The sequence below is a fragment of the Leifsonia sp. L25 genome (assembly GCF_050632895.1).
In genome coordinates, this window is the sequence record NZ_JBODRZ010000003.1 from 273,656 (window position 1) to 298,611 (window position 24,956).

Sequence of the window (24,956 nt, forward strand, 5' to 3'; positions counted from 1 at the left end):
CTGTAAAACAATGAGAATCGCCCTACTGGATCAGTAGAAGTGATGCTTCACGTGCGTCCCACGCGCGCGAACCATCCTGCTGTGATGCGCTGCCGCCGCCGGCGGCTCCGACTGAATCACTTCAAGTGATGCAGTGCAACGCTTTTCAACGCTCGTTTCGATGCACACCTGGTGCGTACTCTGCGATTACCGCAGCGGGAGGTTCCCGGTTGCGGCGAACGGAGGAGAGCCCCGCATGACGCTCGAGACCACGACCCCCTCGCGACCCGCATCGACGGCCGCGCCGTCATCGGCGGCGAACGCGTCGCCTCCGCGTCGGGCGAGACGTTCGTCACGATCAACCCGGCGACCGGCGAGGCGCTGGCGGAGGTCGCCAAAGGCGGCGCCTCCGACGTCGACCGCGCCGTCGCCGCGGCACGCGCCGCCTTCGAGTCCGGCGCCTGGAGCCGCCGCGACGCCGCCGACCGCGGCGCCGTCCTGCGCCGCCTCGCCGACCTCATCGAGCATCACGCCGAGGAGCTCGCCCTCCTCGAGTCCCTCGACATGGGCAAGCCGCTCTCGCAGACCAGCGCCGTCGACGTCCCCGGGACCGCGGCGACCTTCCGGTGGTACGGCGAACTGGCCGACAAGCTCACCGACGAGGTCCCCTCCACTCCCCCGGGCTCCACCGCCATCGTCAACCGGGTCGCCCTCGGCGTCGTCGCGGCGATCGTCCCGTGGAACTATCCGCTCGACATCGCCGCCTGGAAGCTCGCGCCCGCCCTGGTCGCCGGCAACAGCGTCGTCCTGAAGCCCGCAGAGACCACCAGCCTGACCGCGCTCCGGCTCGGGGAGCTGGCGCTGGAGGCCGGCATCCCCGCCGGCGTCCTCAACGTCGTGCCCGGCCCCGGCTCGGTGATCGGCCGCGCACTCGGGCTGCACCCGGACGTGGACGCGCTCACCTTCACCGGCTCGACCGCAGTCGCCAAGAAGCTGCTGACCTACGCGGGCGAGTCGAACATGAAGCGGCTCAGCCTGGAGGCCGGCGGCAAGAGCTCGAACCTGATCTTCGCCGACGTCGAAGACCTCGCGCCGGCCGCCGAGAAGGCCGCCTTCGGGGCGTTCTACAACCAGGGCGAGGTCTGCTCGGCCAACTCGCGCATCTTCGTCGAGCGCCCCGTCTACGACGAGTTCCTCGGGCTGCTCACGACGGCCGCGGAGGCGTACCGGTCGGGCGACCCGCTCGACCCGGGCAGCGGCAACGGCGCACTCGTGTCCGAGTCGCACGCCGACGGCGTCGCCGCTGCAATCGAGGCCGCGGCCCGCGACGGCGAGTTGATCGGCGGCGAGCGCGTCCGGCGGCAGGGCTCGACCGCGTTCATCGACCCCGCGATCGTCGCCGGCCTCCCGCTGTCGCACGCGCTGCACCGCGACGAGGTGTTCGGCCCACTGGTCGTGGTCCAGGCGTTCGACCACGAGGACGACGCTGTGCGCGCCGCGAACGCCACCGACTACGGCCTCGCCGCATCGCTGTGGACCTCCAGCCTGTCGCGCGCCCATCGGGTGTCCGAGCGACTGGTCGCCGGCACCGTCTCCGTGAACACCGTGGACGCGCTCGGTTCCACGACCCCGTTCGGCGGCTTCAAGCAGTCCGGCTTCGGGCGCGACCTCTCCCGGCACGCCATCGACAACTACGTGGGCCTCAAGACCACGTGGTTCCAGCACGCGTAGGCGGCCGGAGATGACGACGCAGCTCGACGTCCGGCACCGCACCGACGCCCGCGTGCCTGCGGAGGTCGCGCGCTCCTGGCTGCTGATCCCGGCCTCCCGGCTCGACGCCGTCGCGGTCGCCGGATCGCAGGCGGATGCCGTCGTCATCGACCTGGAGGATGCGATCGACGTGTCCCGCAAGGAGGTCGAACGGGAGCGCGTCGCGCGCTTCCTGTCGGCCGGCGGCGAGGCGTGGGTGCGCGTGAACGACCGCACCTCGGCGTTCTGGGCCGGCGACGTGGACCGGCTGCGCGGCCTCCCCGGCCTGCTCGGCGTCGTCCTCGCGAAGACCGAGGAGGCCGCCCAGGTCAGCGAGACCGCCGAGCGGTTGGGCGGAGCCACCCCGGTCGTCGCCCTGGTCGAGTCGGCCCTCGGCATCGAGAACGCGGCGCTGATCGCCCGCGCGCGCGGCGCCTTCCGGCTCGCATTCGGCAGCGGCGACTACCGCCGCGACACCGGCGTCGCCAACAAGGAGGTCGCGCTGGCCTACCCGCGCTCGCGGCTCGTGGTCGCCAGCCGGGTCGGCGGCCTCCCCGGCCCGATCGATGGACCCTCGGTGGTCGACGGCGCGCCGGTCGTGACCGAGCAGTCGCAGTCGGCCGCAGCGCTCGGCCTCACCGGACGGCTCTGCCTGCGCGAGACGCAGGTCGGGATCGTCAACGAGGTCATGGCCCCGTCCGCCGAGGACGTGTCCTGGGCCTGCGGCTTCCTCGAAGAGTTCGAGGAGGGCGGCCGCGTCGTCCGCGACGGCAGCGACCTCCCTCGGCTCGGCCGCGCCGAGAAGATCCTCCGCCTGGATCGCGCGTTCAGCGCGGCCGGATAGCGCCTCCCCTCCGGCCGGGCGTCCCCCGCTCGGCGCGGATTTCCCCCACCCAGCCCCACCCGAAGAGAATGCAAGGACGAAGGAGTCCCCGATGACCGACACCAAGCTCCAGACCTCGAACATCCGCACCCAGCATTTCCGGAAGACGCTCGGCCGGCTCGACATCGTGTTCCTGTCGATCAGCGCGGTCATCTCCATCGACACCATCGCCCAGATCGCGGCAGGAGGCGGCGCCGAGGCGTTCACCTGGACCGCGGTGATCGGCATCACCTTCCTTTTCCCGTACGCGCTCGTGATCTCCGAGCTCGGCAGCACGTTCCACGACGAGGGCGGCCCGTTCGTCTGGGTGCGGCTGGCGTTCGGCAAGCTCACCGCGGCGATCGCGACGCTGTTCTACTGGATCACCAACCCGCTCTGGATGGGCGGCTCGCTGGTGTTCATCTCCGCCGCGACCTGGGGCGCCTACATCGCTCCGCTCCCGGAGGGCAGCGCGGGGGACATCGCGTTCAAGCTGATCTTCATCTGGCTGGCGATCGGGACGGCGATCATCGGTCTCCAGTACGGCAAACACATCGTCGCCGCCGGGGCGATCGTCAAGATCGCGCTGCTCGTGGTCTTCGTCGTCACCGTGGCCGTCTACGCCGTCAAGAACGGTGTGCACGGCTACGCGGCCGGCGCGTTCTCGCCGACCCTCGGCGGGTTCCTCGCCGTGACGCCGGTCATCCTGTTCGCGGTCGTCGGCTTCGAGGCTCCGAACGGCGCGGCCGAGGAGATGCGCAACCCGCAGCGCGACGTCCCGCGGGCGATCACCTCCTCGGGCATCATCTCGATCCTCTGCTACCTGGTGCCGATCTTCGCCATCCTGGCCGTCCTCCCCGCGAGCAAGGTGCAGGGCGCCAGCGGCCTCCTGGACGCCTTCAAGGAGGTCTTCTCGGTATACGGCATCGCGACCGGCCCAGTGATGTTCATCGCGGCGCTGCTCTTCGTGTTCGTGGTGCTGACCCAGGCGAGCGCGTGGATGATCGCGTCCGACCGTGTGCAGGCCGCCGCGGGCGCCGACGGCGCGTTCTTCCGCTACTTCGGCGTCTTCTCGAAGCGGTTCGGCACCCCGGTGCGGATGAACCTGCTGTCCGGAATCGTGGCCACTGTGTTCTGCGTCGCGGCGACGCTGCTGCTCAAGGGCAGCACCGCGGCCGTGTTCACCGTGGTGCTGACGGTCGCGATCTCGACGCTGCTGCTGTCGTACCTGGTGATCTTCCCGTCGATCGTGCGCCTGCGGAAGAAGTACCCGGACGTCGAGCGCCCGTTCCGGGTGCCGGGAGGCCGTGCCGGGCTGTGGATCGCCGTCGTCATCATCTACGCCTGGGTGCTCCTCGGCTCCTGGGTCGCGGTCTTCCCCGGCACGCTCGAGTCGGTCCTCGGGGTCAAGTACGACTTCGTCGACACCTGGGGCGTCGACCGGCCGACGTTCGAGGGGTTCACGGTGGGGACGCTGATCGTCATCACGGTGCTGGCGCTCGTCGGCTACTTCTGGCAGCGGGCGCGCGACCGCCGGGTCGACCCGGGGCCGGAGGTGCTGCTGGAGCCGGTGCGCGACTGAGGCGCGCTGGCTCGCGCAAACAACGGAGGAGACCCCGGCCCAGGCGGCCGGGGTCTCCTCCGTTCACTGCGTCTCGGGGTGTGTCGCGACCGGATGTCCTCCGTTGCCGACGCGCGCGGACAACGGAGGACATCCGGGCCGACACGCCGGTGGGCAGCAGCGAAGGGAGGAGATCCGCGGGGGTCGGGGCGGGATCTCCTCCGTTGTGGGTGGAGGGTGGGGCGGAGGGCGTCGGGTCAGGCCGGGTTGGTGGACCGGGCCCGGGTTGCCGCGACCAGCTCCGCCGCGCGCTCCGCCACCATCATCACCGTGATGACCGGGTTCACCGACGTGAGCGTCGGGAACACCGACGCGTCCGCGATCCGCAGCCCGTCGATGCCGCGCACGCGCAGCTCGGGGTCGACCACGGCCAGGTCGTCGTCGACCGCGCCCATCCGGCAGGTGCCGGACACGTGGTAGACGGTCTGGTGGATGGCGCGCTGCGCGGCCGACAGCTCCTCGTCGGTCTGGACGTCGGAGCCGGGGAAGACCTCCCGGACCAGGTGGCTGCGCATCGGCTCGGCTGCGGCGATCTCACGCGCCAGCCGCACCCCGGCGACCAGCATCCGCTCGTCGTGGCCGGACGCGTCCGTGAAGTAGCGGTAGTCGATCACCGGCGCCTCGTCCGGATCGGCGGAGGCGATGGTGACGCGGCCCCGGCTGTGCGGCTTGGCGACGTTCGGCGCAATGGCGACGATGGTCTCCGGGAAGACGACTCCGCGGGCGCGCGGGTGGTCGACCACGGGCTCCACCGGGAAGTGCATCAGCACATCCGGCCGGAGCGGGTCGCCGTCCACACCGACCATTGCGCCGGCGTCCCAGCCGGAGGCCGAGACGGCGGGCGGAGCGGACACGGCCTCCCAGACCACGAGCCCTTCGGCGTGGTCCTGCAGGTTCTCCCCCACGCCGGGCAGGTCGAGCAGCGTGTCGACGCCGGCGGCCTCGAGCACCTGCGCCGGGCCGATCCCGGACAGCAGGAGCAGGCGCGGCGTGTCGATGGCGCCGCAGGCGAGCACGATCTCCCGCCGCGCGCGCACCTCGCGCAGCACGCCGGACGCGTCGCGGAACAGCACCGCGACGGCACGGCCGTCCGCGACGACGACCCGCTCCGCCCGCGCACCCGTGACCACATCCAGCGACGGACGCGCATCCATCACGTCGTGCAGGTAGTGGATCGAACTCGACCCGCGCACGTTCGTCGCCGGTTCGTAGCCGACCTCGAAGAAGCCTGCGCCGCGCGCGAGCGTATCGGTCCGGCCGTCGTTCCAGCGCTCCTGGAGCGGGAGGCCGAGGGCGCTCACAGCGGAGGCGACCACGTCGGCGACGAACGGGTTCCGGTCGGCCGGGGCGACCGGGTGCACCGGGACGTCGAGCCGGTCGAAGTAGGGCTGGAAGCTCGCCGCGTCCCACCCGGCGGCCCCGGCCTCCACCCATTCGGCCAGGTCGGAGGCGAGCGGGCGCCACGCGATCATCGTGTTCGCGGTCGAGCAGCCGCCGAGGATGCGCATCCGCGTCTGCCGGATGGACGAGTTGCCGCGCTCCTGCGGCACGCTGCGGTAGTCGAGGTCGTACTCGCTCTCGATCATCTCCTCCCAGCGTCTCAGCTCGCGGGCACGGCCCTCGTCGCGGTCGCTCGGGCCCCACTCCAGGAGAGCCACCGTCACGTCCGGGTTCTCGGAGAGGCGCGCGGCGACGATGCCGCCCGCAGTGCCGCCGCCGACCACGACGTAGTCGTACTCGGCGGCGGCCTGTGCTGCTGGATCGAGGGTCATTCTGCTCCTGCGACGGTGGTGGGGAGGGAGGCGGCGGCGAGCACCGGCTGCTTCGACGGCGCCCACTTCATCAGGGCGTAGTAGAGCGGGCAGATCACGGCCAGGCCGACGATCCACGAGATGTCGACGCCCCCGAGCGCGGTGGCGATCGGGCCGGTGTAGAACGCGGTGTTGATGAAGGGGAGCTGGATGAGGACGCCCAGCACGTAGCAGATCACCGCGTTGCGGTTGACCCGGCCGTAGACGCCGCCGTCCTGGCGGAAGAGCGACGGGATGTCGTACTTGCCGTGCTTCACCACGTAGTAGTCGACGAGGTTGACGGCCGTCCAAGGGATGAGCACGCACAGCAGCAGGATCATCAGGTTCGACAGGTTGACCAGGAAGTTCGCCGAGAAGGCGAAGCCGAGCACGAGAGCCACCAGGAAGAGGATGACCGCGATGGCTCCGCGCGTGACGGCCCGCGGGATCCACTTCGGGAACAGCGTCTGCCCGATGGTGATGATGGCGAGGCTGCCGCAGTACAGGTTCATGCCGTTGCTGACGCTGATGCCGACGCCGAACACGAGCATCGCGAGCCCGGCGATCCCGGGGATGAGGGCGCTCAGCCCGGTGGCGACGTCGTCCTTCGGGAAGGCCGCGCCGACGATGGAGCCGAGCACCATCGGGATGACGGAGCCGGCGACGCAGCCGGCGAACGTCGCCCAGAACGCGGCGCGCACGCCGGTGTCCTTCGGCATGTACCGGGTGTAGTCCGACACGTACGGCGCGTAGGCGATCTGCCAGAGCGCGGCGACGGAGATCGTTCCCATGATGCCGGTGGCAGTGACCGAGCCGTAGCTGAGGGCGCTCGCGGGGAGGGTGCCGGCGGCGAAGATGTAGACGAAGACGATCGTGATGGTCAGGCCGGCGACGACGCTCATCACGGTGCCGAAGACGTGCAGCAGCCGGTAGCCGAACACCGCGCCGAAGACGCTGATCAGTCCGACGATCACGGTGGACCAGAACGCGCCGAGGTGAGTCAGCGAGTCGAGCGCCTGGCCTCCCAGGATCACGTTCGAGGCGAAGAACGCCACGTACATCCCGACCACGATCACGACGACCAGGAGGCTGCCGTACGACCCGAACTGCGCCCGTGTCTGCAGCATCTGCGGCACGCCCATCTGCGGGCCCTGCGCAGCGTGCAGCGCCATCACGACGCCGCCGATCAGGTTGCCGACCACGAGCGCGACGATCGCCGCCCAGATCGGGAGGCCGTAGACGGCGGTCGCGAGCAGTCCGGTGGCGATCGACAGCATCATGATGTTGCCGCCGAACCAGATAGTGAACAGGTTGCGGGCTTTCCCGTGCCGTTCATCCTCGGGGATGTAGTCGATGGTGCGGGTCTCGACGCCGAGAGCGTCGCTGCGGACCTCTGTGGTCATGGTGTGCTCCTCGCCCTGGTGCTTCGGATTGTCCGTCGCTTGGCATAGAAGCCTCTGCTGTTCCGGCGCATCTATCAAGTAAGGTTGCCTGAAGCACTGCATCACTTCGCGAGATGCCGGGCCGTAGGAAACGGAACCGAAACATCGCCGTCATCGGCCGGACCGACGGGAGGCCTCCCATGACCAAGAAGCCGGACGTCACGCTCGCGCAGCTCCGCTACTTCATCGAGGCGGCGACGCACCTGTCGATGACACGCGCAGCGGAGGAGTTGTTCGTCGCCCAGTCCGCCGTCTCGTCGGCCATCGCGCAGCTCGAGCAGCAGGTCGGCGCGCAGCTCTTCATCCGGCAGCGCTCGCGCGGGCTGACACTGACGCCGGCCGGGCAGCAGTTCCTCGGCGACGCCCGGGCGCTGCTCCTCAACCTGGAGGAGGCGCTCGACACCGCGCGCGGCATCGACAACCAGGTGCGCGGCACCATCCGCATCGGCTGCTTCGTCACACTCGCGCCGTTCATCCTCCCGGCGATCGTCAGCCGGGTGCGGGCCGAGCATCCCTACCTCGACATCGAGGTGGACGAACTGGACACCGACGGCGCCAGGGCGGCGCTGCGCAGCGGCCGGGTGGAGCTGCTGATCGGCTACGACTTCGGCTTCGGCAACGACATCCGCACCGCCGTACTCTCCGACGCTCCCCCGCACGTCCTCCTGCCGGCCGACCATCCGCTCGCCGCCTCGCCGCAGGTCTTTCTGCGCGAGTTGTCGCGGGAGCCGATGATCCTGCTCGACCTGCCGCACAGCCGGGAGTACTTCCTCGGCATCCTCGCCGGCGCGGGGCTGCAGCCGGAGATCCGGCACCGGTCGCTCAACTACGAGACGGTGCGGGCGTTCGTCGCGCACGGCCACGGCTTCTCGATCCTCAACCAGCGGCCGAAGCACGACCTCAGCTACGACGGCGAGCGGGTGGTCGCCCTGCCGATCGCGGACAGCGTGCCCGCCCTCCCGGTGGTGCTCGCGGCGATGCGCTCGGTGCGCGCGACGGCCCGGGCGCGCGCGGTGAGCGACATCGCAGCGCAGGTGGTGGCCGATGCGCTGAATCCGGAGCCGCTGCGCGCGTGAGATGACGGGGACGTTTCGGGCGCATCACGCATCTGCATGGATGATGAACTGATCCAGGCGAAACTATTTGCGTGATCAACGGTGTCCGCCGAGACTGGTCGGATACGCGAAAGGGACGCCGATGACGAGTCTGCACACCACGACCTTGCACCCCACCACCCTGCACTTCACGAACGGCCGCCTGTACCTCGGCGACGGCGTCTGGCGGGACGGCGGAGTGCTCGTGCGCGACGGCCGCATCGCGGCGGTGGGCGCGGACGACGAGCTCGCCGCGCTCCGCGACCCCGGCACGGTTGTGCGGGATGCGGGCGGCGCTTCCCTCCTCCCGGGCTTCCACGACACGCACGTGCACCCGCCGATGGCGGGAAGCTCCCTGCTCGGCATCGACCTGATGCCGGTGCACGACGCCGACGCGTACAGCCGGGTCATCGGCGCGTACGCGGCCGCGCATCCCGAGCTCGAGACGATCGTCGGCGTCGGCTGGTACGGCGACGTCTTCCCCGGCGGCCTCCCCACCCGAGAGCTGCTCGACGCCGTGGTCCAGGACCGCCCGGTCATCCTCACCAGCCACGACGGCCACGGCGTCTGGGTCAACTCCCGGGCCCTGGAGGCCGCGGGCGTCCGCGACGACGTCGCCGACCCGCTCGGCGGCCGGTTCGTGCGCGACGACACCGGACGACTGACCGGCGTGCTGCTCGACACCGCGGTGCAAGCGCTGGAGGCGATCACGCCGCCGCCTCCGCCCGGGTTCCTGGAGGAGGCGATCCTCGCCGCGCAGCAGCGCCTCCACTCGGTCGGCATCACGACCTGGCACGACGCGGCCGTGGGCAAGAGCGAGCTCGGGCCGGACTCCTTCGACAGCTACCTGGCCCTGGCCTCCCGTGGCGCACTCACCGCGCGGGTGGTGCTCTGCCAGTGGTGGGATCGCGACCGCGGCTTGGAGCAGGTGGACGAGCTGGTCGCCCGGCGTTCACGGGCGGCGGAGGCCGCAGGCGTGACCGCCGGCGTCGTGAAGATCATGCAGGACGGCGTCATCGAGAACCACACCGGCGCCCTCCTGGAGGAGTACGCCGACGGCTCGGGCGAGCGTGGCGACTCCTTCATCCCACCCGAGCGACTGAAGGCGATCGTCGCCGAACTCGACGCGCGCGGCTTCGACGTGCACCTGCACGCCGTCGGCGACCGCGCCGTGCGGGAGTGCCTGGACGCGGTCGAGCACGCCCGAACCGTCAACGGCCCCGGTGGAGGCCGCCACCAGCTCGCGCACCTCGACGTGGTCGACCCGGCCGACTTCGACCGCTTCGCGGCGCTGGACGTCACCGCCAACGCGCAGCTGCTCTGGGCGCGCACCGACACCGAGATCGTCGAGCGCAAGCTGCCGATGATGGGCCACGACCGCGCGGGCCGGCACTTCCCGTTCGAGTCGCTCCGCCGGCACGGAGCCCGCATCGTCGGAGGCAGCGACTGGCCGGTCTCCGACCCGAACCCGCTGTGGGCGATGCACACCGGCACCACCCGGCTGGCGCCCTCCACCGACCCGCACGCGACCGGGCCGGCGCTGACCGAACCGCTGCTGGCCTCCGAGGCGCTGCCGCTCGCGACCGCGCTCGACGCGTACACGGGCACCGCGGCGTGGATCGGGCGGATGGAGGGGACGACCGGACGGCTCGCGCCCGGCTACGCCGCCGACCTCGTCCTCCTCGACCGCGACATCTCCGACGGCCGCGGCCTCGACACCGCCCGCGTGCTGGAGACCGTCTCTGCCGGCGTCACCGTATTCCGCGCGTAGGCGCCCCACCGAGCCGCGACATTCGTGCCGAATGCGCAGCCACGCGGGACGCCACATTCGTGACGAATGTCGCGAATCACGCCGCCAAAGGCGACATTCGTGCCGAATGCGCAGCCACGCGGGACGCCACATTCGTGACGAATGTTGCGTAAGGCGCTGCCGGAGGCGACATTCGGTACGAATGCCGCCTCCGGCTGGAGCGTGGTGCTCAGGCCGCGCGCTCTCCTGGGAAGGCGTGGAGGCCTTCGGGGGCGATGGCGAAGCGGACCTGCTGGCCAGGGGTGAGCGCGTCCGCGGCCTGGGACAGCATCGTGACCGGGATGCGGAGGTCGCCCGCGACGATCTCCGCACGAGCGAACGGCCCGAAGAAGTCGACCGCGCGCAGCGTCCCGGAGGCGGACCGTGCGGTGGAGGCCGCGTCGTCCGGCAGGATGCGCACGCGCTCGGCCATGACCAGTACGTCGACCCGGTCGCCCTCGCGGAGGTCGTCCTGCGACGTTGTCAGCGACAGCCCTCCGATCTCCACCGTGGCCGACGGCCCCGAGCCGTGCACGACGCCGATGCCGAGGGACTGCCCACCGAGGAACTGCGCCACGAACCGGTTCCCCGGCGTGCGGTACATGCTCTCGGGGGTGTCGTTCTGCTGCACGACGCCGTGGTCCAGCATCATCACCTGGTCGCCCAGGTCCATGGCCTCCTCCTGGTCGTGCGTGACCATGATCGTGGTCAGCCCGGTCTCGCGGTGGATGCGCTTGAGCTCGCGCTGCATCTCGCCGCGAATCTTCTTGTCCAACGCCGACAGCGGCTCGTCCAGCAGCAGCAGGTCCGGGGACGTCACCAGCGCACGCGCCAGCGCGACCCGCTGCTGCTGACCGCCGGAGAGCTGGGCGGGCGAACGGCCGCCGAAGTCGCCCAGGCCGACCAGACCGAGCATCTCCTCAGCCTTCTTCTTCGCCGCCGACCGCGGGGTGCGGCGGGCGCGGAGCCCGTACATGACGTTCGACAGCACGGAGAGGTGCGGGAACAGGGCGTAGTTCTGGAAGACGAACCCGATGTTGCGCTTCTCCACCGAGAGCCGGGTGACATCCCGGTTCCCGACCCGGATGGCGCCCTCGTCGGGGTCTTCCAGCCCCGCGACGATGCGCAGCAGGGTGGACTTGCCGGACCCGGAGGAGCCCAGCATGCAGCAGAACCGGCCGTCGCCGACGGTCAGGTCCAGCGGTTCGAGCACGCGCGTGCCGTTGAAGGTCTTGGAGACGCGAGAGACAGTCAGCTCGGCCATCAGTTTCCTTTGTTCGTTGAGGTCGTGAAGAGCTTGGCGGCGTTGCCGGACAACCAGTTGAGGATGACCACCAGCAGCACCGTGGAGAGGATGATGATCGTCGCCAGCGCATCCACATCCGGGGTCACGCCGAGGCGCACCATCGAGTAGATCTGCACCGGCAGGGTCGAGACCCCGATCGGGGCCAGGAAGAGCTGGATCGCGAAGTTGTTGAACGTGATCACGAACGCCAGCAGACCGCCCGCGATGATCGAGGGTCCGATCAGCGGGATGGTGATGGTGAGGAAGGTCCGCAGGGGACCGGCGCCGAGCGAGTGGGCGGCCTCCGCGTAGTGCGGGTTCAGGTCGCGCAGACGGCCGGAGACGATCAGCACCACGAACGGCAGGGAGGTCACGATCGACGCCAGGATCAGCCCGAGCGTGCTCGACCCGAGGCCCAGCCAGCCGAACACCACGACGAACCCGGCGGCGAGGATCAGCGCGGGGACCGTCAGGAGCGCGAGCAGGAGGCTGTTGATCGGCGCGGTGACGAAGATGCGGCTGCGCGCCATCCCGAGCGCCAGCAGCGTACCGACGATCACGGCGAAGATGGTCGCCTGGGTCGCCAGGTTGAGGCTGGTGAGCAGCGCGTCCACGAGGGCCTGGTCGTGCGAGAGGTTCGCGTACCAGTCGAAGGTGAAGTGGAACGGGAACGTGCCGTACCGGGACTGGTTGAGGCTGAGCGCGGTCATCGCCAGCAGCGGCAGTGCCAAGATCACCAGCACCACGTAGAGCCAGACCTTCATCAGCCGGGGCAGCACTGCGAGCTTCATCGGAGCACTCCTTCGGTGGGTGCGGACGGCTGCACGACGCGCGAGACGACCTCGTGGTTCGCGAGCGCGTCCTCGGTCGTGAGGGCGTCCTCCGCCAGCCGCGCCTGCGCGGTCGCCCGCTCGGCCTTGGGCCGTCCCGCCTTGGAGACGCCCGACAACGCGTTGCGGGACCAGGTGAGCAGCCCGGTCACGCCGCCGACGATCGCCAGCGACGTCACCAGCAGCACCAGCGACATCGCCACGGCGAACTGCTGGTGGACTCCCGCCGAGAGCTGCGCCGAGATGGCGTTGCCGAGCATCTGCCCGTTCGGGCCGCCGAGGATGGTGGGTTCGGCGAACGCGCCGACCGTCTGCACGAAGGTGAGGGCGAAGTTCACGCCGATCATCGCGGTCGACAACGGCCAGATCACCCGGGTGAACACGAAGCCCTTGGAGGCGCCGAGGGTGCGGGAGGCCTCCAGCACCGACCCGCTGATCTGCTCCGACGCGGAGTACATCACCAGGATGGCGGTCGGGATGGACTCCTGCACCAGCATGAGCACGTTCGCCGCCGGGGTGTACATGATCGACGCCTGCGGGTCGGCGACGCCGATGGCCGAGAGGAATGACATCACCGGACCGCCGGCCTGGATGAGGCTGACGAACCCGTAGATCAGCAGAAGCTGCGAGGTGATGTAGGGAATGATCACGAACCCGAGGATCAGCGGCTTCGCCTTCGGGCTGGTGTAGCGGGCCAGCGCCCACGCCGCCGGCCAGGCCAGCGCGATGCTGACCACGGCGACGGAGAACGCGATCAGCAGCGTGCGACCCAGCAACGACATGTACACCGCGCTGGAGAACATCTCCGTGAAGTTCTCGACGGTGAAACCGCCGGACCCGTTGGTGAACCCGATGATCAGCAGCGCGACCAGCGGCAGCAGGGCGAACAGCAGCAGCAGGAGGCCGCCGGGCGTGAGCAGGAAACCCGTGCCCAGGGCCCCCTGGCCCGCCGCCGGGGACGGCGGGCCAGGGACAGCGGGGCGGTGGTCATCAGGAGCCGGCTTTCACCTGCGTCCAGGCGTCGACCCACGACTGGAGCCGGTCCGCGGGCTGCGGAAGCTGCAGCGCGAGGCTCGAGATCTTGTCGGGGTTCGCCTGCAGGCGGTCCAGGGTGGCGGGCTCGAGCGACGCGACGACCGACTTGTTCGCCGGGGCCGGCGAGGAGTCGGCGGGAGTGTTCGCCCACTTGCTGAGGAACTCTTTGCCGGTCATGTAGTTGAGCCACTTGTAGGCGAGGTCGAGGTGCTGCGTCTTCGCAGCGATCGCCCAGTTGTCGATCCAGCCGACCGCGCCCTCCTTGGTGATCTCGTACGTGAAGTTCGTCGTCCCCGGCGCCTTGCCGGCGACCAGCCCGCCGATGCCGTCGGAGTTCGCGATGCCCGCGACGATCGATCCGCTGGCGATGCCTTTGGCCAGGTCGTCGGTCGACGAGTAGAGCAGCTTGGCGTTGTCCTTCAGCTTCTGCAGCGCCGGCGTCACCTTCGCCATGTCGGGGCTCTGCGGGTCCTCACCGAGGTAGAGGGCGGTGATCGGGACGAGCACGGTCGCGTCGTCGATGAGCGCGATCTGCCCCTTGTACTTCGGGTCCCACAGCACGCTGAGCGAGTCGGGGGTCGGCGTCACCTTGCTCTTGTCGAAGAACAGGCCGGTGCTGCCCCAGGTCCACGGGACGCCGTAGAGCTTGCCGTCCTTGCGGATCTCCTTGCGGCCGGAGAAGTCCGGGTAGAAGTCGTTGTAGTTGGTCAGCTTGGACGTGTCGAGCGTGTGGAAGATGCCCTGGTCGATGCCCTGCCCGATGTACTGGATGTTCGGGAGGGCGACGTCGATGGCGCCGTTCGCCTTGTTCACGAGCTGGAGTTCGTTCGACTCCGAGTCGATGTACTGGAACTTGAGGGTGGCGCCGGTCTGCTTCTTGAAGTCGGTGGCGACCCAGGGCAGATCGGCGCCGTAGCCCTTCCAGATGGCGACGGTCAGCGTGTCGCTGCCGCTGCCCGAGGCGCTGGGCGACAGCGAGCACGAGGTCAGGGCGACGGCGGCCGCGACCGTCGCTCCGACGGCGATGGCGGCCCGTCGTGCGATGGAGCGGCGCCGTTGCCCTTTGGTGCTGCGTGAGATGTTCACGTCATTCTCTCCTTGTTGTGTTGGTGCATGATTCCACTCTTGGCGGTGGAGGTGGATCAGAGGATGCCGGCGGTGGCGTCCTCCAGGTAGGTGCGTGCCGCGATGAGCTGCCCGACCGGGTCGGAGGCCGCGTCGAGCTCGAGAAGGATGCCGCCCTCGTAGCCGATCTCGGCGAGCGTGGCCGCGAACGCCGGCCAGTCGACGATGCCCTGGCCGGCGGCCCGGAAGTACGGGCGGTGCCGGTCGAAGATGTCGCCGTCCACGAGCGCGTGCTCGCGGAACGCGCCGGCCGCGTCCTTCCAGTGCGCGATGACGACGCGCTCGCGGTGCCGCGAGACGAGCTGGACCGGGTCTCCCCGCCGAGCACGATGTGGCCGGTGTCCGGGCAGAACGCGACGAGGAACGGGTCGGTCAGCAGCAGGAACAGGTCGACGTCGCGCGGCGTCCAGAACACCGAGTGGCTCTCGGTGTGGAGGGCGAGGGTCACGCCGTGCCGCTTCGCGATCGCGCCGACCTCGTTGGCGATGTCGGCGATCGGCAGCGCCGTCGCGAGGTCGACCGGCGCCAGCCCGTCGCCCTGCGCGTTGTTGCGCCGCATCGGGAGGCCGGCGACCAGGAAGGAGGCTCCGATGCCGGCGAGGAACGCGGCCTCGGTCTCGGCCGCGGCGAGGATCGCGGCTCGCGTGGCCGGGTCGGTCACGTCCTCCGCGTGCTCGATGTCGGCGAAGTAGGCGCTGACCACCGAGAGTCCGCGGCGCTCGAGCTCGGCGGCGAAGGCCTCCACCGAGCCGTATGCGGCGATCGCGGTGAGGCGGTCGGCGGGTGCGAAGGTCATCTCGAACTCGGCGACGCCGGCCTCCAGCAGGGAGTCGAGGATGGTGTCCCAGACACGGCGCGGCTCGGCGGCGGCGAGCGCTTCGAGTTCCTCGCGGCCGGTGAGGCCCCAGAAGCCCGGGTCGAAGAAGGTGATCAGGTCGACGCCGAACGCGCGGGTCGTGGCCGGTGCGGTGATGGTGGGTGCGGTGGTGGTGGCGGTCATGCGATCGCGGTCTCCTCGAGGGATGCCGAGCGCCAGGTCTCCGTGGAGGGGGCGGGGCGCTCGCAGGTGGTGGTCAGGGTGTGGACGCCGTCGGTGCCGTTCGCGATCGCGTCGAGCACCTCCAGCACGTGCAGGGCGAAGTCGGCGCTGGTGCGGTGCGGCTCGCCGGTCAGCGCGGCGGCGAGGTCGGCGACGCCGGGGCCGCGCAGCGGAAGCAGTTCCTCCAGGAGACCATCGGTGAAGCCTCCGATGACGGGAGGCAGCTCGCGCCACTCCTCTTCTCCGTGCAGGCGCACGCGCACCGCGTCGTCGTAGTTGTTCGGGTCGGGGACGCTGAGCGTGCCCTTCGAGCCGTACAGCTCGATGAAGGGGAGCTGGTGGTCCCAGACGTCGAAACTGGCCAGCACGGTGCCGATCGCGCCGGAGGCGAAGTCGAGCGTCGCCGAGGCGTGAGTCGGGATGGTGACGTCGATCGACTCCACTCGGCGACCGGGGGTGGAGACCGGGCGGACGGTGCTGCCGATCCGCGCTCGGGCGGAGACGCTCGTGACCGGGCCGAGCAGGTTGACCAGCGCGGCGATGTAGTACGGACCCATGTCGAGGGCCGGCCCGCCGCCGGGGATGAAGAGGAAGGTCGGGTCCGGGTGCCAGAGCTCGGCCTTGCTGTGGGTGACGAACGCGCTCGCGCCGATCACCTCGCCGATCAGGCCCTCGTCGACGGCGGCGCGCGCCGTCTGCCCGGCCGCGCCGAGGAAGGTGTCCGGCGCCGAGCCGAACAGCACACCGCGCTCGCGGGCCTCGGCCACGAGCGGGGCCGCGGTGGCGAAGGAGGCCGTGAGCGGCTTCTCCGTGAACACGTGCTTTCCCGTCGCGAGCAGGGCACGGGTCACGCTCTCGTGGGCGAGCGGCGGGGTGAGGTTGACGAGGATGTCGACGCCCTCCGCTGCGGCCAGCTCCGCCACGCTCGGGAACACAGGGACGCCGTAGCGCTCCCCCGCCGCCTGGGCGAGCTCCTGGCTCAGGTCCGTGCAGCCGACGATGCGGAGGCCGTCGAAGCGCTCCAGCCCGCGGAAGTACGCGCCCGAGATGTTGCCGCAGCCGACGATGCCGACGCCGATCCGGTCTTTCTGAACAGTCAACGCTCACCCTTCTTCTTCGAAGCTCTCAGCGGCAGAAGCACATTTGCTTTTCGCTGTTGAACGGGAACGTTAGCAATTATGCGCGGTAATAGCAAAACTATTTTTTCTCGCGTATGATCAGGCACTGGCACGAAGGGGTAGACCACTCATGGATCACGTGGAGATGCGGCAGCGCAACGCCGCCAGTACGCTCGGCATCCTGTACCGCAGCGGTCCGGCGAAGATGACCGAGCTGCAGCAGGAGTCCGGGCTGTCGCGGCGGACGATCGAGCTGATCCTCGACGACCTGATGGAGTCCGGCTGGGTGGTGGAGCTGGCCGCGGCCTCCCCGACGCCCGGCCGGTGGGCCGCCCGGCGCGCTCGTTCGCGTTCCGCTACGACGCTGCGTGCGTGGTCGCCCTCCAGTTGGAGGCCGGCCAGATCCACGCGACCGTCGCCGACCTGGCGACGACGATCCTCGGCGACCTCCGCATGCCCCTGCCGATCAAGACCTCCCGGGCCGAGCGCCTCAGCCTCCTGGACGACTGCGTGACGCGCCTCCTGGAGGAGGCCGGCGTCGACCGCTCGGCCGTCGTCGCCGTCACCGTCTCCACCCCGGGCATCGTGCGCGACGACGGGATGGTCGATCTGCCGATGACCATGCCCGAATGGACCGGCTTCTCACTGCGCGACGCGGTCGGCGAGCTGTTCGACTGCCCGGTCCGTGTCGAGAACGACGCGAAGGTCGCCGCGCTCGGTGAGAAGTGGTCGCGCGACGGCGAGGTGCAGGACTTCGCCTACATCTTCTCGGACAGCGAGCGCATCGGCATCGGTCTCGTGCTGCGCAACGAGCTCTACCGCGGCCGCGACGGCGCCGCCGGTGAGGTGAGCTGGGCGCGCGACCTCGGCCTCCACGACCTGGTCAGCCCGCTGCTGGTCGACCTCGATGACGAGCTCGCACCCGGCCACGCGGCCACCTGGGAGCTGGTGACCGCCGCACGCGCAGGTGAGCCGCACGCACTCGAGGAGGTCGACCGCCTCGCGAGCGCGCTCAGCACGGGCGTCACCCTGATCGCGTGGCTGCTCGCGCCGGAGGAGATCATCCTGGGCGGCTCGCTCGGCACGCTGCAGGACCTCCTGATCCCCGCGCTCGAGCGGAAGCTCGCCACCAACGACCGCCCCATCGAGACCCGCCTGCGCGGCTCCCAGTACGGCGACGCCGGAGTGCTGACCGGGTGCCTGCGCATGTGCATCGAGTCGCTCGGCGAGCAGCTGTTCACCCCCGCCGGCGTGGCCGCCATCGGCCCCGCCCGCATCCCCCTCCCCGCCCAGGAGGCCGCCAGCTAGCCGCGTCCCCGCTCCCGCTCCCGCAGCCGCTCCCGCAGGATACTCAGGCGCGACACGCACCCGAACTCCTGCCGAAGGCCGTCCGGCAGGAGATTCCAATGCGTCTTCCTTCAGGAGACGACGTACTCCAACCCCACCGCCGTCTCCAGCGTGGCGCTGGCCGCGTGCAGGGACACGCTCCAGGTCTGGTCGCCGACCACACCGTCCACCGCGACGCCGCCCCAGGATTGGAAGGCCTCCACCGACGCGCGGGTGTGGGGCCCGAAGATCCCGTCGATCCCGCCCGGCGTGACACCTCCCCACTGGTCGGCCCCGTTGGTGAGAACGGTCTGGAGGCTGGAGACGACCGCGCCCGCCGAGCCTTCGCTGAGCACCGGCATCGGTCCGCCGTCAGGGAGGGCCGCCCAGGTGAGCGGGCCCACGATCCCGTCGGGGACGAGTCCCGCGCCGCTCTGGAAGTCGACGATCGCAGCCCTCGTCGCGGGCCCGAAGATCCCGTCGACGACGATGCCGAGGTTCGGTGTGCGCCGCACCGCGCGCTGGGCCCGCTTGACCGCGTCGCCGGTGTCGCCCTCCTGCACCGTAGGCTGTCCTGGATTCGGCATGATGACTCCTCTCGTCCGAGCGCCGCCAGTGTGGCAGACCGCCCGGTCTACGGCAAGGCATGGTTCCTGGACGTTCCGCGGCCGCCCGCGTGGCCGCGCGTGTCCCGCGAATGGGGGGCCTACCGTGGGCGCATGGCGATCAGAATCGAACTGCGGACGGCGGACTGCCCCGTCTGCGGAAAGCGCATGGACGGCACGGTGAAGATGCTCGGAAACCCGGGCCAGGCCGGTTTCCGCACAGCCCCGCAGGATGTGCACTGCGTGTCGGGCTGCGAGCGGGCGCTCGGGGACAACCGGGAGCGGATGCTGGGGGTGTTCCGGGAGTAGAGGTCGGGTCGGTTCGCCATTTTAGGAGGCTGCGGTCACCCGCAGCCTGGACGTAGAGGGAATCGGAGTCCGACCGGTTGCGGAACCGACCTTGGGAGATGGGGTGACGGCCACGGTTGTCCTGCGAGACTCCGACGCGCTCGTAACGCTCGCGTACCCGGCTCCCCCAGCGTGGATCCCCATCGCCCGCGCCATCGAGGCCGCAGGCTATGCGCCATCCGACATCGTCGTCATCCGGCAAGACGGGACAGTCGAGACAGACATCCTTCGCATCAACCTGAGCACGACTCTCATCGCTGGATTCATGGCAATCGTGTTCCTCGGGACATCCGTGCCGATCGTCAGCATGCGAGGGCGCGGAACCTTGCGTCTCCTCGGCACGACGCCGCTCCCGCGCCTCACGTTCATCCTTGCCCAATCACCGATTCGCATCCTCCTGGGTCTCGCCGAGGCGGCCACCGTCGTGATCATCGCGTGGACACAAGGCTATGCATCATTCGCCCACTCCGGCCGGTTGGCTGTCACGTTGGCAATTGGACTGGGGATGCTGTTCTCTTTCGGCTTCCTCCTAGCTTCGCGTTCCAGAAACCCTGACTTGATCGGGCAATTGAGCGGCCTCATTCCGGTGCTCATCGTTCTCACATCAGGAACGATGTTCCCTCTGCAAGGCGTTCCAGACGTGGTCCTCGCGCTCATGCGTTCGGTGCCTACGACGTGGTTTATTCAAGCGACGAGCGCAGATATCGCCGGCACTGTTCCGTTCGTCAGCGTTTACGCGCTCTGGGCGATGATGGGCGTGGTGACGGTGATCTGCACCCTCTTTGCGGCGCGTATCTTCATCTGGGATCAGGCGGAGGCACGCACGGCCGCCCGACGGCACTGATCCGGCCAGAGTTGCCTACCCGGATTAGCCAGGGTCCGCGCCGAACGTTCTGCTTGAACTGCGCGCGGAGGATGCGAACTGCTCCGAATTTCAAGTCAGTCCAAGAAGAAGTCGGGGAACAGCGCTTCGTCCGGCGTCCCGGGGCCACAGCGTGTCGGCGGCGATGCCGTCCGGTTCGAGCTCCGCGGCGAGACCGATCGTCGCGCTCGTCGACGTGTAGCTGAGAAGCTGCAGGTGCCGGTACATGTTCCGGCTGACCGCATCGACTACGTCTGGCCGGCCCGCATGCCCGGTCCCGCGGATCTCAAGATCTCCCGACGATGGATCGAGGCCCACCCAGCCGAGGGCCTCAGACGGGAACATCGCTTCCAACGATGAAGTCACGGCGTCGAGGAACACCTCGCGGTCGGTGACACCGTCGAGGTCGTAGCTCAACCGCAAAGCAAGTTCCGTGCCCTCCAAAAGCGCCCCACAAGAACGGTGCTGTGATCCCGATGCGTGAAAAGTAGACCCATCGGTCCGTCCTGTGCAACGACCGGGCGAGGCGGCCAAACGACGTGCCACACTTCTCCACGCCCGTCACCAGGCTGCGCCCCACCCGCTCCCCCAGACGCCGGCCCTCGCTGCGCTCGGGTCGGCGCCCGGGGCCCCTCGCGGGCGGGGACCCCATTAGTCAGCAGCGAGTTCTGAAAAAGCCGGAGGGGCACGTGGTCGCGATGCGACCTTCGTGCCCCTCCGGCTTTTCAGAACGTCGGGCTGACAGGATTTGAACCTGCGACCCCTTGACCCCCAGTCAAGTGCGCTACCAAGCTGCGCCACAGCCCGTTGCTGTCCCACCCAGGCCGTGAGAGCGCCAAGCGGGACAACTCATCTATCGTAGCGTGTCGGCGAGGCCGGTCGTGACCAACCCGAAAGCCACAGTAGCCCCGCCGACACAGCGCCGCGCGGCCTTCCTCCCGACGAGGGAGGCGCGACGCGACGCCCGGACCTCCCGCCCCGCAGCGGTAGGGCCAGGTGGGTCGGCGGCGGGGTGCGCGAAACCGGGCAGCACCCCGCCGCCGAGTCACTTCTGGGTGGTGCCACCACCCAGGATCGTGTCGATCTCGTCCTGGGTGAGCGGGGCCCAGGGGGACGAGTCGGGGTTCGCGCTGGCGGCCTCCGGGCTGTCGCCCTTCGTCCACCACTTGGCCTCGAACGGGACGCCGTCGAAGAGGATGCGGGCGCCCTTGTCGTAGGCGGCCTCGCCGCTCCAGTTCGCGTACGTGCCAGGCGGGAGGGTCGGCTGCGGGATCGGGGCCTCGCCGGGCAGCACGGGGCCGACCAGCTCCCACGGGGTCTCCCACGCGTTCAGCACCGGGTTGTCCGGCACGTCGCCCTTGGTCCACCACTTGGCCTGGTACACGTTGTGGTGCCAGGTGACCTTCGTGCCCTTCAGGTACGAGCTGCTCCCGGACCAGATCGGGTACGGCGAGTGGGCGGGGTCGTCGGTGGCGGCGGCGGAGGTCGGCTCGGCCGTGGTGACGGCGCCCTCCCCCAGCGCGATGCGGCCGTCGAAGCCCTTCGACAGGAGGCCGGCGAAGGTCGCCTTGCCCTGGTTGACGCCGCTGCACGCGTCCGAGACGACGCTGGTGTCCACGTAATTCGAGCCGCAGGTCTTGTCGCGGTTCGCCGACCACATCGACATGCGGCCGAGGCCCGTCGAGACGGCCCACGCGTTCAGTGTCTTGGCGTCGGCGAGGCCGAACACCTGGCCCTCGTCGTCGTTCTGGCCGATCATCGGGGTCGCGCCGATCTTCGCCCACAGGCTCGGGTCGGACTGGTGCGTCCCGGCGCGGTCGTACAGCACGCCGAGCTGTTTCTGCGCGGCGGTGAGCGCGGCCTCGGAGGTCGCGGCCATCGACGTTCCCGCAGCCTTGGCGGTGCCGTAGTCCATCGTCATCAGGTTGACGCCGGCGAGGTCGACCTTCGCCTTCAGCATGGCGGCGACCGCGTTCGTGCCGTCCACGGTCAGGCCGGTCGGCGACACGGGGAGGGTCAGCCAGACGGCGAGTCCCTTGCCGGCGGCGCGGCGCTCCTGCTGGAGGTCGTGGATGGCGGTGGCCCGGCGCGCGGCGGCGTCCGTGTTCACGAGACCGTCGCCCTCGAGGTCGAGGTCGACGGTGCCGATCTTGTAGCGGTCGACCACGGAGGCGTAGGCGTTCTTCAGCTCGCTCGGGTCGGTGCAGCCGACCGCGAGCTCCTGGTTCCGCTGGCCGCCGAACGACACCGCGACAGTGCCGCCCTGCTGCTGGAGCCGCGCGATCCGGCGGTCCAGGTCGAGCGAGCCGCGCGCCTCGGCCATCGTGTACGCGCCGCCCCAGGAGGGCGTGCACGGGTTGGTCTGGTCGGAGACGATGAACGAGAGCACGGCGTCCTTGGTGGAGGTCGCCCCCAGGTTCTCGAACGCGTACTTCGGAGTCGCGGTCACATCCACGAAAGAGGCGAACCACGGCTTGACGTCCACCGAGGCGCGGGCGCTCCACCACTGGAAGCCGACCACGCCGGCCGAGACGACGACGACCGCGACGAGACCGGCGCCGATCACCCGCCACGGCGAGAGGCGACGACCGGAGTCCGACTCGGGAGCCTGCAGCCGGTCGGTCGCGGAGGCGGTGGCCGAGGCGGCCGCCTTCTTGTCCTTGCGGGACATCAGGCGGCCTGCCTCTCGCCATCGACGACGGGAGCGTCGACCGGCGCGTCGAGCGGAGCATCCAGTGCACCGTCTTCCCGCACCGTCGTGTGCTCGAAGTGCGGCACCTCCCCGCCGGCGTGGCCGTGGTACAGCACCGACCGCCAGTCGATCGACTCGGTGACCGGCGCGGTCGCCGGGGCGGAGCGCTTGCGCTTCTTCTCGACGTACAGCGGCTTGGTCAGGCCGAGCCAGATGTCCACGACCGTGTTCCAGATGCCGATGTAGGCCACGAGCGACCAGATCGCCAGGGTCGCGTTGAACGCGGCGAACGCGGCGTTGCCCCAGTTGTGGGCGTTCCAGTCCCGCCACAGCGTGAACAGCGAGAACCCGATGATCGCGAGCGGAGCGATCACGTACAGCAGCGGCGACGCGGTACGGTTCTTCACCTTCGGCGTGCGGGCGAACGGGATCTTCTTGCCGGTCAGCGACTGCTGGATCGACTTGAGCACACCGGCCAGGTTCACCGGCAGCAGGATCAGGTTGAAGCCGTAGATCCGGAAGATGTCGGTGCCCTTGTACCCGGCGTAGCGGAGGTCGCTCGCCTGGCTGATGAAGTACGGCAGCGCGGCCAGCAGCACCATCGGGCTCAGCAGGCGGCCGTCGTACGGGTACGCCAGCAGGAACACCAGGCCGAAGCTCGCCCAGCAGATGGAGGCCATGTAGTTGACCCGCAGCAGCAGCTCGATGCGCGAGACGGTCTCGCCGCGGCGTTTGCGTTCGCGGACCTGCTTCCACAGCTTCGGCAGGATGAGGAGGCCGCCGTTCGCCCAGCGGCGGCGCTGAACGATCAGCGAGCCGAAGTCGGGCGGGGTGGCGGAGTAGCTGAGCCGCTCCGGGTAGTTCACGAGCGTCCAGCCGTGGGTGCCGAGGTCGATGCTCGACTCGGTGTCCTCGATGACGGTGCGGTCCTGGATGTACCGGCGCACCTCGAAGCCGCCGACCCACTCGGTCTCGACGATGTCCTCCAGCGCGCGCTTGCGGATCACCGCGTTCGCGCCCACCCAGAACGTCGCCCCGTAGAAGCTCTTGCCCTGGTGGAGGATGTGCTGGATGTCGGTCGTCGCCCCGGCGAGGCGCTCGATGCGGGTGCCGGCGCCGCGGAACGACGAGTACGGGGTCTGCGTGACGGCGACGCGCGCGTTGTCCGGCTGCTGCAGGAAGTAGGTCAGCCGCAGGCAGTACTCGCGCAGCAGGATCGAGTCGGCGTCGAGGGTCAGCAGGAAGTCGCTGTCCGGGATCTCGATGTCGCCGGGCCGGCGGGAGCCCGCGGGAACCGGGTTGAGGATCGGGCCGTCCGGCGTGTCCTCGACGCGGTAGGTGCCGCCCATGAGGCCGATGTAGGCGTTGAGGTTCATCGCCTTGTTGGCCTCGTGCGAGAGGAGGCCCACTTCTTGCGCTCGAAGATCATCAGCTCGGCGTCGAAGGTCCAGGCCAGGCGGCGGTAGAGCTGGGCCACCCGCGCGGTGGTGAGCGCGGCGCCCTCGCCGACGGCGGCCGTCACGGCCTCCGCGGTCAGGGCCAACTCGTCGCCGAGGGCGCGGAGCACCTGGTCGGCGAAGAAGACGTCAACGTGGTCCTCGATCCCGTGCGCGTCGGCCTGGGCGTACAGCCACTCGGCGGCCCAGCGGTAGTGGCCCGCCAACTCCAGCGCGGCCGCGTCGTCGGCGAAGGCGCGCTCGTCGCCCAGCTCGAAGCGCAGCAGCGCGTCCGAGAAACGGAACCGCGGCTCGGCGAGCTGGCCGGTGATGCTGTCGGCGAGGGCGCGGGTGGCGTTCAACCGCTCGGCGACGGCCGGGTCGGTCGGGTCGGGGTTGTCGTCGACCAGCAGCACGACACGCATGGAGGGGAACTCCTGCAGCGCGGCCGAGAGCAACGTCATCCGCACGACCTCGGGCTCCTCCGCGTAGGAGGGCACGAGCACCGTGATGGACGGCTGGTGCTGGGCGAAGTGCCGGTCGAGCTCGGCGCGCGGGACGCGCACATGCTTCTGGAATCTCTGCAGCGCACCCTGGCGGGCGACCAGGTACATCAGCGCCGAGAAGGTGAGGAAGGTGACGACGACGGTGTAGCCGATCGCCTCCATCGTGAAGCGGAAGTCCTGCGTGCCGAGCACGAGGAACTGGCGGATGATCGTGGTGACGACGTAGATCGCCCAGAAGACGATGGTCGCGACGATGGCGACCCGGCTCCAGGTGATCTTCCGGTCCGAGGGCTTCGGGTGGACCGTGGGAAGCGGTTCTGTGCGGCGCTCGGCGCCCCACTGCCGTTTCCGGGCAGGCGTGTATGAACTTGTAGAACTCATTTTCGGGTATGCGTCCTCGATGACGAGAGCCTGCGCCTTCGG

Annotated in this window: 19 protein-coding genes, 1 tRNA gene and 1 pseudogene; 8 read left to right on the forward strand and 13 right to left on the reverse strand. The window is 69.8% G+C overall.

From position 1 onward, the window contains the following. Positions 1-171 precede the first annotated feature (171 nt). The 3 genes from ACRAWC_RS05275 to ACRAWC_RS05285 all read left to right on the forward strand — a co-directional run bounded on the left by ACRAWC_RS05275 (position 172) and on the right by ACRAWC_RS05285 (position 4,172). Complete coding sequence (locus ACRAWC_RS05275) at positions 172-1,710, forward strand: aldehyde dehydrogenase family protein (protein WP_431346814.1); 1,539 nt, start codon at positions 172-174, stop codon at positions 1,708-1,710. A gap of 10 nt (positions 1,711-1,720) precedes the next feature. Beyond that, a complete protein-coding gene (locus tag ACRAWC_RS05280; protein WP_431346815.1) occupies positions 1,721-2,572 on the forward strand; it encodes an HpcH/HpaI aldolase/citrate lyase family protein in 852 nt (283 codons plus the stop codon). 91 nt (positions 2,573-2,663) lie between these two features. Beyond that, positions 2,664-4,172 (forward strand): APC family permease, encoded by a 1,509-nt coding sequence (locus ACRAWC_RS05285; protein WP_431346816.1) that lies wholly within the window; start codon positions 2,664-2,666, stop codon positions 4,170-4,172. Between the two features lie 236 nt (positions 4,173-4,408). Here the strand turns inward: ACRAWC_RS05285 and ACRAWC_RS05290 are convergent, their stop codons facing one another. Both ACRAWC_RS05290 and ACRAWC_RS05295 read right to left on the reverse strand, forming a co-directional pair. Continuing rightward, positions 4,409-5,983, reverse strand: a complete 1,575-nt coding sequence (locus tag ACRAWC_RS05290; protein WP_431346817.1) for a GMC family oxidoreductase — start codon at positions 5,981-5,983, stop codon at positions 4,409-4,411. After that, a complete protein-coding gene (locus ACRAWC_RS05295; protein WP_431346818.1) occupies positions 5,980-7,404 on the reverse strand; it encodes a purine-cytosine permease family protein in 1,425 nt (474 codons plus the stop codon). The genes ACRAWC_RS05290 and ACRAWC_RS05295 overlap by 4 nt, the downstream gene beginning before the upstream one ends. Positions 7,405-7,583: 179 nt before the next feature. Here ACRAWC_RS05295 and ACRAWC_RS05300 point away from each other — a divergent pair, with 179 nt between their 5' ends. Next, positions 7,584-8,519 carry a LysR family transcriptional regulator gene (locus ACRAWC_RS05300; RefSeq protein WP_431346819.1) on the forward strand — a complete coding sequence of 312 codons (936 nt, stop codon included), beginning with the start codon at positions 7,584-7,586 and terminating at the stop codon, positions 8,517-8,519. A 121-nt stretch (positions 8,520-8,640) separates the two neighbouring features. Continuing rightward, complete coding sequence (locus ACRAWC_RS05305) at positions 8,641-10,308, forward strand: amidohydrolase (protein ID WP_431346820.1); 1,668 nt, start codon at positions 8,641-8,643, stop codon at positions 10,306-10,308. Between the two features lie 208 nt (positions 10,309-10,516). Here the strand turns inward: ACRAWC_RS05305 and ACRAWC_RS05310 are convergent, their stop codons facing one another. From ACRAWC_RS05310 to ACRAWC_RS05335, 6 genes are all read right to left on the reverse strand, one after another. Then, on the reverse strand, positions 10,517-11,590 hold the full coding sequence (locus ACRAWC_RS05310; RefSeq protein WP_431346821.1) for an ABC transporter ATP-binding protein: 1,074 nt from the start codon (positions 11,588-11,590) through the stop codon (positions 10,517-10,519). Continuing rightward, positions 11,590-12,402 carry an ABC transporter permease gene (locus ACRAWC_RS05315; protein ID WP_431346822.1) on the reverse strand — a complete coding sequence of 271 codons (813 nt, stop codon included), beginning with the start codon at positions 12,400-12,402 and terminating at the stop codon, positions 11,590-11,592. Before ACRAWC_RS05315 ends, ACRAWC_RS05310 begins: the two co-directional genes overlap by 1 nt. Further along, the gene (locus ACRAWC_RS05320; protein ID WP_431346823.1) at positions 12,399-13,244 is read right to left on the reverse strand and encodes an ABC transporter permease; all 846 of its coding nucleotides are present in this window, start codon (positions 13,242-13,244) and stop codon (positions 12,399-12,401) included. Before ACRAWC_RS05320 ends, ACRAWC_RS05315 begins: the two co-directional genes overlap by 4 nt. Positions 13,245-13,431: 187 nt before the next feature. Continuing rightward, positions 13,432-14,562: an ABC transporter substrate-binding protein gene (locus ACRAWC_RS05325; RefSeq protein WP_431346824.1), complete on the reverse strand. Its 1,131-nt coding sequence runs from the start codon at positions 14,560-14,562 to the stop codon at positions 13,432-13,434. Between the two features lies 1 nt (position 14,563). Continuing rightward, the gene (locus tag ACRAWC_RS05330; protein WP_431346825.1) at positions 14,564-15,601 is read right to left on the reverse strand and encodes a TIM barrel protein; all 1,038 of its coding nucleotides are present in this window, start codon (positions 15,599-15,601) and stop codon (positions 14,564-14,566) included. Beyond that, the gene (locus ACRAWC_RS05335) at positions 15,598-16,740 is read right to left on the reverse strand and encodes a Gfo/Idh/MocA family protein (RefSeq protein WP_431346826.1); all 1,143 of its coding nucleotides are present in this window, start codon (positions 16,738-16,740) and stop codon (positions 15,598-15,600) included. Before ACRAWC_RS05335 ends, ACRAWC_RS05330 begins: the two co-directional genes overlap by 4 nt. A gap of 342 nt (positions 16,741-17,082) precedes the next feature. Between ACRAWC_RS05335 and ACRAWC_RS05340 the strand changes: the two genes are divergently transcribed. Beyond that, positions 17,083-18,066 (forward strand): ROK family protein, encoded by a 984-nt coding sequence (locus ACRAWC_RS05340; protein WP_431346827.1) that lies wholly within the window; start codon positions 17,083-17,085, stop codon positions 18,064-18,066. A gap of 110 nt (positions 18,067-18,176) precedes the next feature. Here the strand turns inward: ACRAWC_RS05340 and ACRAWC_RS05345 are convergent, their stop codons facing one another. Then, entirely contained in the window at positions 18,177-18,671 is a 495-nt protein-coding gene (locus ACRAWC_RS05345; protein WP_431346828.1) for a peptidoglycan-binding domain-containing protein, read from the reverse strand. A 132-nt stretch (positions 18,672-18,803) separates the two neighbouring features. On the opposite strand from ACRAWC_RS05345, the gene ACRAWC_RS05350 reads away from it, so the two are divergent. Both ACRAWC_RS05350 and ACRAWC_RS05355 read left to right on the forward strand, forming a co-directional pair. Next, complete coding sequence (locus tag ACRAWC_RS05350; protein WP_431346829.1) at positions 18,804-18,998, forward strand: hypothetical protein; 195 nt, start codon at positions 18,804-18,806, stop codon at positions 18,996-18,998. A gap of 103 nt (positions 18,999-19,101) precedes the next feature. Further along, the gene (locus tag ACRAWC_RS05355; protein WP_431346830.1) at positions 19,102-19,881 is read left to right on the forward strand and encodes an ABC transporter permease; all 780 of its coding nucleotides are present in this window, start codon (positions 19,102-19,104) and stop codon (positions 19,879-19,881) included. Positions 19,882-19,971: 90 nt separating this feature from the next. Here the strand turns inward: ACRAWC_RS05355 and ACRAWC_RS05360 are convergent, their stop codons facing one another. The 4 genes and pseudogenes from ACRAWC_RS05360 to ACRAWC_RS05375 form a co-directional block, all read right to left on the reverse strand. Beyond that, positions 19,972-20,316, reverse strand: coding sequence for a hypothetical protein (locus ACRAWC_RS05360; RefSeq protein WP_431346831.1), 345 nt, complete (start codon positions 20,314-20,316; stop codon positions 19,972-19,974). A 316-nt stretch (positions 20,317-20,632) separates the two neighbouring features. Next, a tRNA-Pro gene (locus ACRAWC_RS05365) sits at positions 20,633-20,706 on the reverse strand. Between the two features lie 238 nt (positions 20,707-20,944). Continuing rightward, positions 20,945-22,570 carry a chitinase gene (locus ACRAWC_RS05370; protein WP_431346832.1) on the reverse strand — a complete coding sequence of 542 codons (1,626 nt, stop codon included), beginning with the start codon at positions 22,568-22,570 and terminating at the stop codon, positions 20,945-20,947. Continuing rightward, a pseudogene (locus ACRAWC_RS05375) lies at positions 22,570-24,914 on the reverse strand (glycosyltransferase family 2 protein). The gene ACRAWC_RS05370 and the pseudogene ACRAWC_RS05375 overlap by 1 nt, the downstream one beginning before the upstream one ends. Positions 24,915-24,956 lie beyond the last annotated feature (42 nt).

Coding starts and splice junctions, on each gene's coding strand:
- ACRAWC_RS05295 (WP_431346818.1), bottom strand. CDS start 7,404: ATGACCACAGAGGTCCGCAGCGACGCTCTCGGCGTCGAGACCCGCACC.
- ACRAWC_RS05310 (WP_431346821.1), bottom strand. CDS start 11,590: ATGGCCGAGCTGACTGTCTCTCGCGTCTCCAAGACCTTCAACGGCACG.
- ACRAWC_RS05315 (WP_431346822.1), bottom strand. CDS start 12,402: ATGAAGCTCGCAGTGCTGCCCCGGCTGATGAAGGTCTGGCTCTACGTG.
- ACRAWC_RS05350 (WP_431346829.1), top strand. CDS start 18,804: ATGGCGATCAGAATCGAACTGCGGACGGCGGACTGCCCCGTCTGCGGA.
- ACRAWC_RS05370 (WP_431346832.1), bottom strand. CDS start 22,570: ATGTCCCGCAAGGACAAGAAGGCGGCCGCCTCGGCCACCGCCTCCGCG.
- ACRAWC_RS05345 (WP_431346828.1), bottom strand. CDS start 18,671: ATGCCGAATCCAGGACAGCCTACGGTGCAGGAGGGCGACACCGGCGAC.
- ACRAWC_RS05305 (WP_431346820.1), top strand. CDS start 8,641: ATGACGAGTCTGCACACCACGACCTTGCACCCCACCACCCTGCACTTC.
- ACRAWC_RS05280 (WP_431346815.1), top strand. CDS start 1,721: ATGACGACGCAGCTCGACGTCCGGCACCGCACCGACGCCCGCGTGCCT.
- ACRAWC_RS05320 (WP_431346823.1), bottom strand. CDS start 13,244: ATGTTCTCCAGCGCGGTGTACATGTCGTTGCTGGGTCGCACGCTGCTG.
- ACRAWC_RS05290 (WP_431346817.1), bottom strand. CDS start 5,983: ATGACCCTCGATCCAGCAGCACAGGCCGCCGCCGAGTACGACTACGTC.
- ACRAWC_RS05285 (WP_431346816.1), top strand. CDS start 2,664: ATGACCGACACCAAGCTCCAGACCTCGAACATCCGCACCCAGCATTTC.
- ACRAWC_RS05330 (WP_431346825.1), bottom strand. CDS start 15,601: ATGACCGCCACCACCACCGCACCCACCATCACCGCACCGGCCACGACC.
- ACRAWC_RS05300 (WP_431346819.1), top strand. CDS start 7,584: ATGACCAAGAAGCCGGACGTCACGCTCGCGCAGCTCCGCTACTTCATC.